Origin of the sequence: Streptomyces sp. NPDC058459, assembly GCF_042721685.1 — a bacterium.
Classification (GTDB): domain Bacteria; phylum Actinomycetota; class Actinomycetes; order Streptomycetales; family Streptomycetaceae; genus Streptomyces.
In genome coordinates this window covers 97222-107180 of record NZ_JBHXLV010000002.1, presented here as the reverse complement: position 1 = coordinate 107180, position 9959 = coordinate 97222, and the positions used below count along the sequence as shown (strand labels likewise).

The following is a 9959-nucleotide window of genomic DNA, read 5'->3' as shown; positions in this document are numbered from 1 at the left end:
CTGCCGAAGTTCTCCCACCGGGACGCCGACGAGACGGCCGTGCTGCCGCCCGTACGCGACGACGCGCCCGCCGACCGGACGCCGCTCGGGTACTTCCGCGACGAGCGGCCCGCCGAGGCCGACGACGCGGAGGACCGCACCCGCGAGATGCCGAGGCTCGGCGCCGACGGCAAGCCCCGCCGGCCGCGTCCCGACTGGGCCGAGGAGACCCCGCTGGACGACCTGCCGTCGCTCGCGGACGAACTCCTCGGGTCCTACGACGAGCAGGAGGAGCAGGACGAGCGCGGCCGGCGTGGCCGGGGCCGGCGTAGCTGACCAGGGGGAACGAGGGGCGGTGTCCACCGGGCGCTTCGGCGCGGCGGAGGGCGCCGCCCTTCGCCGTGCGGGCACTGTCGCGGGCGCTGCTGCGGGCACTGTCAGTGGGCCCCCGCACAATGGACGACGGAACACGAAGTGACGGAAAGGGCGGCGTGACCCATGAGCGTCTGGGACGACCTCGTCGGGCAGGAGAAGGTGAGCGCGACGCTGGTGGCGGCCGCGCGGGACGCCGACGCGCTCGTCACGGCCGCCACGGCGGACCAGCCGCCGCCTGAGGCGTCGAAGATGACCCACGCCTGGCTGTTCACCGGCCCGCCCGGCGCCGGCCGTAACCAGGCGGCGCGGGCCTTCGCCGCCGCCCTCCAGTGCGTGAGCCCCGACCGCGCCCTCGGCGGCACCCCCGGCTGCGGCTTCTGCGACGGCTGCCACACCGCGCTGCTCGGCACCCACGCGGACGTCTCCCCGGTCGCGGCCGTGGGCGCGGAGATCCTGGTCAAGGACATGCGGGACACGGTCCGCAAGTCGTTCACCAGCCCGGCGAACGGCCGCTGGCAGATCATCCTGGTCGAGGACGCCGAGCGGCTGAACGAGAAGTCGGCCAACGCCGTCCTGAAGGCGGTCGAGGAGCCCGCCCCGCGCACCGTCTGGCTGCTGTGCGCGCCCTCCATCGAGGACGTGCTGCCGACCATCCGCTCCCGCTGCCGCCACCTGAACCTGCGTACGCCGCCCGTCGCGGCCGTCGCCGACATGCTGGTGCGCCGCGACGGCGTCGAGCCCGACGTCGCCGCGGCCGCCGCCCGCGCCACCCAGGGGCACGTCGACCGCGCCCGGCGCCTGGCCACCGACCCGGAGGCCCGCCGCCGCCGTGCCTCGGTACTGAAGCTGCCGCTGCGGCTGGACGAGGTCGGCGGCTGCCTCAGGGCCGCCCAGGAGCTGGTCGACGCCGCCGCCGAGGACGCCAAGCAGCTCGCCGAGGAGATGGACGGCAAGGAGACCGACGAGCTGAAGACGGCGCTCGGTGCCGCCCAGGGCGGACGGCTGCCGCGCGGCACCGCGGGCGCGATGAAGGATCTGGAGGACATGCAGAAGCGGCGCCGCACCCGCACCCAGCGCGACAGCCTCGACGTCGCCCTGGGCGACCTCACCGGCTTCTACCGCGATGTCCTCGCCCTCCAGTTCGGCTCCCGCCTGGCCATCGCCAACGAGGACGCCGAGGACACCCTCCAGCGCATCGCCGGTGCGGGCTCCCCCGAGTCCACCCTGCGCCGTATCGAGGCGATCGGGGCCTGCCGCGACGCCCTGGACCGCAATGTGGCCCCGCTGCTGGCGGTGGAGGCGATGACGATGGCGCTGCGCGCGGGGTGAACGGAGCGTACGCGCCCACAACATGAACACAGAGCACGCGAGGCGTCGCGCAGGGTTACGCTCACCTGATGGACACCAGGTGCTCCCCGTCGCCCCCGCCCGCCCGGTCGCTCCCGGCGCGCCGCCCGTCCCGGCCACCCGCCGCCTCCCGAGCCACGGCCCGGGTCGCGGCGGCCCTGCTCGCGGCGTCCGCGCTGCTCGTGTCCGGCTGCGGCGCGGGCGGCAGGGGGTCGGACGGCACGATGGCGGCGGCACTGGCCGCGCTGCCGATGTCGACGCCCTCGGCGCTGTCGCCCTACTACACCCAGAAGCTGAGCTGGCGGAAGTGCGGCGCCACCGGTTTCGAGTGCGCGACGATGAAGGTGCCGCTCGACTACGACAAGCCCGGCTCGGGCGACATCAAACTGGCCGTGTCACGCAAGAAGGCCACCGGCAAGGGCAGGCCGCTCGGCTCGCTGCTGGTCAACCCGGGCGGCCCCGGCGGCTCCGCGATCGGCTACCTCCAGAGTTTCGCGGCCCTCGGCTACCCCGCCGAGGTGCGCGCCCGCTACGACATGGTCGCCGTGGACCCGCGCGGGGTGGCCCGCAGCGAGCCCGTGGAGTGCCTCGACGGCCGTCAGATGGACGCCTTCACCCAGACCGACGTGACCCCCGACGACGCCAGGGAGAAGGACGCGCTGGTCGGCGCGGACCGGAAGTTCGCCGAGGGCTGCGGGAAGCACTCCGCGCGGCTGCTGCGGCACGTCTCCACCGTCGAGGCGGCCCGCGACATGGACGTCCTGCGCGAACTGCTGGGCGACAGGAAGCTGAACTACGTGGGCGCCTCGTACGGCACCTTCCTCGGCGCGACCTACGCCGGGCTGTTCCCGCACCGCACCGGCCGGCTGGTGCTGGACGGCGCGATGGACCCCTCGCTGGACGCCCGGCAGCTCAACCTGGACCAGACGGCGGGCTTCGAGACGGCGTTCAAGGCGTTCTCGGCGGACTGCGTGAAGCGGGCCGACTGCCCGCTGGACGGCAAGGACGCGACGCCGGCGCAGGTCGGCGACCGGCTGGAGAGGTTCTTCCGCGCGCTGGACGCCCACCCGATCCCGGCCGGCGACGCGGACGGCCGCCTCCTGACCGAGTCGCTGGCGACCACCGGCGTGATCGCGGCGATGTACGACGAGAGCACCTGGGAGCGGCTCCGCGAGGCGCTCAACTCGGCCATGGACGAGAAGGACGGCGCAGGCCTGCTCTCCCTCTCCGACAGCTACTACGAACGTGACGCCCACGGCCACTACAGCAACCTGATGATGGCCAACGCGGCCGTGAACTGCCTCGACCTCCCGCCCGCCTTCGACGGCCCGGAGCAGGTGGAGAAGGCGGTGCCGGAGTTCGAGAAGGCGTCCCCCGTGTTCGGCCCCAGCCTGGCCTGGTCCTCCCTGAACTGCACGTACTGGCCGGTGCGGGCCACGGGCGAGCCGCACCGCATCGAGGCGAAGGGCGCGGCGCCCATCGTGGTGGTCGGCACCACCCGCGACCCGGCCACCCCGTACCGCTGGGCCCGGTCCCTGACCCGCCAGCTCTCCTCGGGCCGCCTCCTCACCTACGACGGCGACGGCCACACCGCCTACGGCCGCGGCAGCTCCTGCATCGACTCCGCCATCGACATCTACCTCCTCCGAGGCACCCCGCCCGCCCAGGGCAAGCGCTGCACCTGACCCCGCCTCGCCCACCGGCCCCGCCCCCGGGGCCGGTACGCACCACTCCCGCACCTGTGTAGACTTACCGACGTCGCCGATCGCACTCCGGTGCGTCCGACACGCCGCTTTAGCTCAGATGGCCAGAGCAACGCACTCGTAATGCGTAGGTCTCGGGTTCGAATCCCGAAAGCGGCTCCATTGAACCCCATGTCACATAGCTCGTGACCTGGGGTTTTTTCCTTTTCGTGACCTTGGATCTGTTGGCGTTTCAGCCTGGAGTCTCCGGAACGGGGCCTCCGGTGGCCGAGCGGTGGCCAATCGTGCAAACGGCGTGCAGTGGCGGTGGCCGAGAGCGTTGCCAGGGGGCCGCTGCACGGCGCTCTGCCGTTGTTCCATCCCTACAAGCCGTCGTCACGCGGGGCCATGAGTGAAGGCTTCCGGACAGGGCCAGCAGTCTTGGGGTGAGGTGGGTGGCGCGGGTCCTAGCCGTCGCTGGGGATGCCTCTACGCCTCAAGCCGCCGGAGCGCAGCGCCTCCCCTCCCGCCACGGCGAAAGTGAACGGAAGGCGGGAGGGGACTGGACGGCTGAGGCCAGCCGCTCCGGTAGCGGATAGGGATTCTCGATGATGTTCAGGCGTACCGGAACATCAAATTCGGGAGCGCCGTGAGAGGTCTCGCTACGCAGTTCGCCCGTACGGGCAGATCATCGATGCGAGTCATCGCAGGGGCGCCTTCTGGTCCAGGAAATCGAGGACGAGTGGGCTGGCAAGGTCGCGACACTCCTCGAAGTACGCGTGCCGAGCGCCCTGGATCAGCTGCAGCCGGGCGCCCGGGATGCGGGCCGCCATGAGCGGTGCGTTGGCGACGGGATTGAGCAGGTCGTCGGTGCCGTGCAGTACCAGGGTCGGGGCGACGATGCCGGGCAGCGCGTCCCACGCGTCGTGCCCGTTGCTCGCGACCAGGTGTCCGCGCCGGGCATGCGCTGGCATGCTCCGGTCACCGAGTGTGTGATACGGGCCCGGGTGCATCGCGAGCCAGGCCGGTGTGTACATCAGCTTCAGCAGAGCTTGTCGCGCCTCCTCCGGATCGGACTGGATCAGGGATCTGCGTACCTCGCCGCTGCGCTCGATGCCGTGCTGACCGCCGGGCGAGGTGCAGCCGAGCACCAGGGCACGCACCCGCTGGGTGTGGCGGGCGGCCAGACACTGGGCGACGCGCCCGCCCATGGACGTGCCGTACACGTCTGCCCGGTGCACGGCCAGTTCGTCGAGGACCGCGACCACGTCGTCGGCGAACCGCTCGACGGAGTAGGGCAGGTGAGGCTTGTCGCTCTCCCCCGTGCCCCGATAGTCGATCGTGACGGTGCTCCGGACGTCGGAGAAGTCGTCGCGGACGTCGTCCCACCAGTGGTGGTCGTTCGCCTGGCCGGCGAGCAACACGAGCGGGGGACCGTCACCGCGGACCTGGTAGGCGATGCGGACTCCGTCCGAGGTCTTGGTGTGCGGCACGGCGATTCCCTTCGAAGGTGACACGACAGGCGCCCGTCTGACGCTGCGGCAGGGGACGTGATCGCATCAACACCTGAGGGTGACGCGACACCCGGCCAGGCTCGGCTTCGCCTCGGCGTCGATCTCGTGGAAGCAGTATTGATCAGAAACTCATGAGGTTCACTCGGTGGTGACCTAGCGGCCGTCAGGGACGTGTACTCGGGCCGTGTCGTGGGCTGTTACATCGATGCCCGGATGAAGCATCGCCTTGCACAAGCCGTGCTGGAGCCCACACTCACCCGCCGCGGCCCGGTTGAGGTTTGCGTCGTCCACTCCGACAGAGGATCGCAATCTTGGTCCTGTATGGTCGCTGCCGTGCTCACCCGGCACGGCCGGGTGGGCTCGATGGACCGGGTCAGGGCCGCAGGCGACGACGCCGTGATGGAGGGCTCCTTCACCCTGGTGCGGAAGGAACGTTTCGTCCGCCGCGTGTGTGCCACCTGGGAGGAGTTGCGGATCGTGTGTCACCTGGAGTGAGCGGGCCTACCGCCAACGTTGGCGCGACAGGCGCCTGGGCCGATTGACCCCCGTGAGTACGAGTTCATCATGACCCCGTCCACAGCCCCGACTGCGTTGACCACGCTGTCCCTTGATCATGCAGGAGTCCGACTTCACCGTCTGGCTGGCACCACGGAAAGAGAATGCATGGCAACCTCGTTCGGCTATGGCGGCAGCGGCGCAGCAGCAGTTCCGTTCCGGGTGCTCGGACCGCTTGAGGTGAGTGGCGAGTCGGCGCCCGTGTCCGTGGCATCGGGGCGGCAGGAGATAGTCCTCGGGGCTCTGGTGCTAGAGCTGAACCGGGTGGTAGAGACGACCTACCTGGTGGATGCCATCTGGGCTCACCATCCGCCGAAGACCGCACGCGCTCAGGTGCAGATCTGCATATCCCGGCTCCGCAAGGCACTTTCCGACGGGAGAGTCGACGCCGCCATCGAGACCCGCGCTCGTGGCTACGTCCTGAGGGTTCGGGAGGATGCGACCGACATCGGCACATTCCGCAGGTTAGTGGCGGAGGCGGATGCTCTGGCCCGTGACGGTCTGAAGACGGCTGCGGTGGAAGCGCTTCACTCGGCGACGGGCCTGTGGCGGGGGCGGTGTCTGGCCGGTGTGCCCAGTGAAGTCCTGACCGGGGCGGCAGCGCGGTGGGATGAGACCCGTCTGGAGGCGGAGGAGACCCGCATGCGGCTGTTGCTGGAACTGGGGCGTTACGAGTGCTTGGTCGGTGAGCTGATGCAGCTTGTCGCTGGCCATCCGCTGCGTGAGCGGCTGCGGGGGTACCTCATGGTGGCGTTGTATCGTTCGGGCCGGCAGGCGGAGGCGCTCGAGACCTACCACCAGGGCCGCGCGTTGCTCACCGAGGAACTGGGCCTGGACCCGAGCAAAGAACTGCGAGATCTCGCGCAGGCGATCCTGACCGATGACCCTGGCCTGGCACTGGCTGAACAGCCCGAACCGCGTGCTGCCGTGGCGACGCAAATCGCTCGGCCGGCGCAGGAACCGGGCGCCGATCCTGAGTCTGTCGTCACCCCCCGGCAGCTGCCCGCGGATATCTGTGATCTCGTGGCCGACGACACGCTCGTCTCAGTGATCTGCGACGCCGTCACCGAAGGACAGGGAAAAGGGCCGCTAAGCATGTCCTTGGTCCTCGGCAGACCCGGCGTCGGCAAGAGCACCTTGGCCACGCATGTGGCGCACCGACTGGCGACGGAGCACTTCCCGGACGGCCAGCTCTACTGTGAACTCAGGGGACTGGGCGGCCAACCGGTGGACCCGGCTCAGGCGTTGGCGCGATTCCTGCGAGCGCTGGGCGTACCTGGCGAGACCATCCCCTATGCGCTCGACGAACGCGCGGAGATGTACCGCAGTCTGCTGGCCGATCGGCGGATTCTGGTGCTGCTGGACGACGCGGTGAGCGAGTCGCAGGTGACGCCGCTGCTGCCTGGAACAGGCACCAGCGGCGTGCTGGTCACCAGCCGCGGCCTGCTTACGGCGTTGCCGGGTGCACGCCGGTTCGAGGCGGAGCCGCTGAACACGGAGCAGGCCCTCCAACTGCTGGGACGGATCATAGGGGAGCACCGCGTCGAGGGTGAGGCGGAGGCAGCGCGAGCCCTCGTACGCTTGACAGACGGCCTGCCGCTCGGCTTGCGTATCATCGGCGCGCGACTGGCCGCGCGCCCGCACTGGTCGTTGGCCTCCGTCCAGAACCGGCTTGAGAACGAGCACCGCAGGTTGGACGAGCTTGCACACGGCGAGCTGTCCATCAGGGCGAGTCTCTCACTCAGCTACGACGCCCTGACGGCTGCTGACCGTAGACTTCTGTGCCTGCTCAGCCTGTCCGAGGGAACGGTCATTCCGGACTGGATGGGTACCGCCCTTGCCGACGACCGCACGCGCTGCCCCACCGACCTCCTGGAACCGCTGGTCGACACGCGGCTGCTCGACATCACGGCCATGGACCAAGGCGGGGATGCCCGGTACGGACTGCCGCTCTTGGTGCGGACGTTCGCGCGCGAACGACTGGCCGCGGAGATTCCCGAAGCAGAACGGGTCGCAGCGGTGCGGCGCATGGTCGGTGGCTGGGTGGCACTCGCCGAGCGGACGCACGAGGAGATGTACGGCGGTCGGCACATGTTCGTGTCCGGTCAGGCCGAACGGTGGCATCCACCGGAGAACATCGTACGGCGGTGCGTGCGCGATCCGCTCGGATGGCTGGAGAGCGAGCAGACCAACCTGGCGAACGCGGTGGAGTTGGCGGCCCGGTTCAAGCTGGACGAGTCGTGCTGGGAGTTGGCCACCAGTCTGGTGACGCTGTGTGAGGTCCGCGGCCTTCCCGATCTCTGGGAGCGCACGCATCGGATAGCGCTGACCGCCGTGCAAGAGGCTGGCAACGAACGAGGTCAGGCGGCGGTTCTCGGCTCTCTGGGGGCCCTGCATTTGTATCGGGGCGAGTACGAGGCGGCAGGCCCTTATCTCAGCGCCGCTCTGCGGATGTTCGAGCGGGTCGGTGAGGTGCGTGGCCAGGCGCTGTCCTTGCGTTACCTGGCGCGAATCGAGCGGCATCACGGTGACGACGGTCGCGCCATGGCCCTGTGCGAGAGAGCCGAGCGCCACTTCACGCGGGTGGAGGATGCCGTCGGTCGCGCGAGTGTGCTTGGCGAGATGGCGCGTATCATGATGCGGCGAGGGGATTTCACGCGCACCCGTGCCTGCATCGACGAGGCCCTCGGCATCTGCCGATCGACCGGCTTCAACCGGGGCCAGGCCCTTGTGCTGCGGCGGTTGGGACAACTGCTGATGTACCAGCAGCAGTACGCGGCGGCGGAACGGACCCTGCTGGAAGTTCTCGGCATAGTCAGGGCGAGCGGCGATCTGGTCGGGGAGGGGTATGCGCTGCATGACCTCGGCCGGGTCAACGTCGATCTGCGCCGTACGGAACAAGCAGTCGAGTACTACTCGCAATCGGCAAGGATTCGGGAGCGAATCCTCGATCACAGGGGGGCCGCTGCCGTTCGGGCTGACATCGTTGTCATCCTGGGCGGGCTCGTGACGCCGATCGGCTGACACCGCCTGGCCTCCCGCGCTATGTCCAGGGCGTGTGGTCGGCGGCCGGGCGGCCGGCAGGCGTCACGGGGCGAGGGCGGTTCGTGCGATGCCGCCGATCTGTCCAGGCCGAGGGGGTGGTGTCGCACCGTTCGCCACCGCTGTCTGAGTTCGGTCGCGGCGCGATCGCCCAAACAACGGTCGACGCACTGTGCCGCAACTCGACAGTCCCGTTGCGCGCGGTCGTCGCCGCCTTGCAGGCGTAGGCGCCAGGGCTCAGGGCTGTCCCGCAATCCCCGGCGGGCACACGACGACACCTACGCCTCTCGCCGCGTTGTCGGATCGTCTCCACATCCAGTATGCGGACGGCCCCCCGCCTCGCGATGCACCGCAGCTGACGCCGTGCGCTGATCCACTGGGGATCGCGGGACAGCCCTTAGCCTCATGCTTTCATGAAGCGGGTTGTCCGACAGGCGGTCAGGTAAGCGAAAAGTGCCTCTGACCAGCGAGAGTGAGGATTGCTGAGGTCCTTGTTCCCGCTCCTGTCGGAGACACTTTCCAGGTGAAGCAGCCTACCGGGTCCTACCCTCATGTCCGTGTCCGGGATGACGGCCGGGCCGTGGTCTCCCAGGCCGGTTCGGTCCTGCTGGTCGAAACGGTCCGCAAGACCGGTCTGGGTCAGGCCATATCCCAGGCTCTCGCGCCGTGGCGAAAGCCGCGGACCATCCACGATCCCGGCAAGGTCCTGCTGGACCTTGCTCTGGCGGTCGCACTGGGCGGGGACTGCCTCGCGGACATCGCGATGCCGCGGTGTGAGCCGGCCGTCTTCGGCTCGGTCGCCTCCGACCCGACCGTTTCCCGCCTGATCGACACCCTCGCCGCCCCCGGTGACAAAGCCCCGCGGGCCGTCCGGTCCGCACGCTCCGAAGTCCGTCCTCAGGTCTGGTCGTTGGCCGGCAAGAACGCCCCGGACGCCGACGGCCAGGTCACGGCCGACCTCGACGGCGTCCTCGTGATCGCGCACTTCGACAAGCAGGACGCGGCCGCGACCTGGAAGAAGACCTACGGCCATCACCCCCTGACAGCCTTCGTCGACCACGGGCCGGGCGGAACCGGCGAGCCCGTCGCCGCCCTCCTCAGACCGGGGAACGCCGGCTCGAACACGGCCGCCGACCACATCACCACCGCCCAACTGGCCCTGGCCCAAATGCCGGAGAAGTACCGGCGCGGACGGCAGGCGCTGATCCGCACCGACTCCGCCGGCGGCACCCACGACTTCGTCGCCTGGCTCACCCAGCCAGGCCGGTGGCTGTCCTGCTCGGTCGGCATGACGGTCACCGAAGCCGGTCCACGAACACGTAGTGAAGGTCCCGGCCCGGGCCTGGACCCCGGCCGTCGAAACGGACGCAGAGATCCGGGACGCTGCCTAGGTCTTTGAACTCACCGGTGACGTTCTGGACGGCTGGCCCAAGGGCACGCGGCTGATCATCCGCAAGGAACGACC

General features: G+C 69.9%; 5 protein-coding genes, 1 tRNA gene and 3 pseudogenes. 7 read left to right on the top strand and 2 right to left on the bottom strand.

Annotation, left to right across the window (positions count from 1 at the left end; all coding sequences use genetic code 11):
- The 4 genes and pseudogenes from ACFWN1_RS01070 to ACFWN1_RS01055 all read left to right on the top strand — a co-directional run.
- Positions 1 to 315, top strand: a pseudogene (locus ACFWN1_RS01070) (dTMP kinase); the annotation flags it as partial.
- Positions 316 to 477: 162 nt separating this feature from the next.
- Positions 478 to 1683, top strand: a complete 1206-nt coding sequence (locus tag ACFWN1_RS01065; protein ID WP_384356841.1) for a DNA polymerase III subunit delta' — start codon at positions 478 to 480, stop codon at positions 1681 to 1683.
- Positions 1684 to 1751: 68 nt separating this feature from the next.
- On the top strand, positions 1752 to 3386 hold the full coding sequence (locus ACFWN1_RS01060) for an alpha/beta hydrolase (protein WP_384356839.1): 1635 nt from the start codon (positions 1752 to 1754) through the stop codon (positions 3384 to 3386).
- Between the two features lie 103 nt (positions 3387 to 3489).
- Positions 3490 to 3566: transfer RNA gene (locus ACFWN1_RS01055), tRNA-Thr, on the top strand.
- A 382-nt stretch (positions 3567 to 3948) separates the two neighbouring features.
- Here the strand turns inward: ACFWN1_RS01055 and ACFWN1_RS01050 are convergent.
- Positions 3949 to 4088, bottom strand: a pseudogene (locus ACFWN1_RS01050) (histidinol-phosphate transaminase); the annotation flags it as partial.
- A complete protein-coding gene (locus ACFWN1_RS01045) occupies positions 4085 to 4876 on the bottom strand; it encodes an alpha/beta fold hydrolase (protein ID WP_384356836.1) in 792 nt (263 codons plus the stop codon). The pseudogene ACFWN1_RS01050 and the gene ACFWN1_RS01045, both read right to left, overlap by 4 nt.
- A gap of 186 nt (positions 4877 to 5062) precedes the next feature.
- On the opposite strand from ACFWN1_RS01045, the pseudogene ACFWN1_RS01040 reads away from it, so the two are divergent.
- From ACFWN1_RS01040 to ACFWN1_RS01030, 3 genes and pseudogenes are all read left to right on the top strand, one after another.
- Positions 5063 to 5392: pseudogene (locus ACFWN1_RS01040) on the top strand (IS3 family transposase); the annotation flags it as partial.
- A 168-nt stretch (positions 5393 to 5560) separates the two neighbouring features.
- Positions 5561 to 8476 carry a BTAD domain-containing putative transcriptional regulator gene (locus tag ACFWN1_RS01035; protein WP_384356833.1) on the top strand — a complete coding sequence of 972 codons (2916 nt, stop codon included), beginning with the start codon at positions 5561 to 5563 and terminating at the stop codon, positions 8474 to 8476.
- Positions 8477 to 9017: 541 nt separating this feature from the next.
- Positions 9018 to 9893: a transposase gene (locus ACFWN1_RS01030; protein ID WP_384356830.1), complete on the top strand. Its 876-nt coding sequence runs from the start codon at positions 9018 to 9020 to the stop codon at positions 9891 to 9893.
- Positions 9894 to 9959: the final 66 nt, after the last annotated feature.

What these genes read in the sequence shown, in the direction of transcription:
- ACFWN1_RS01065 (WP_384356841.1), top strand. Translation starts at nt 478, where the DNA reads ATGAGCGTCTGGGACGACCTCGTCGGGCAGGAGAAGGTGAGCGCGACG.
- ACFWN1_RS01035 (WP_384356833.1), top strand. Translation starts at nt 5,561, where the DNA reads ATGGCAACCTCGTTCGGCTATGGCGGCAGCGGCGCAGCAGCAGTTCCG.
- ACFWN1_RS01060 (WP_384356839.1), top strand. Translation starts at nt 1,752, where the DNA reads ATGGACACCAGGTGCTCCCCGTCGCCCCCGCCCGCCCGGTCGCTCCCG.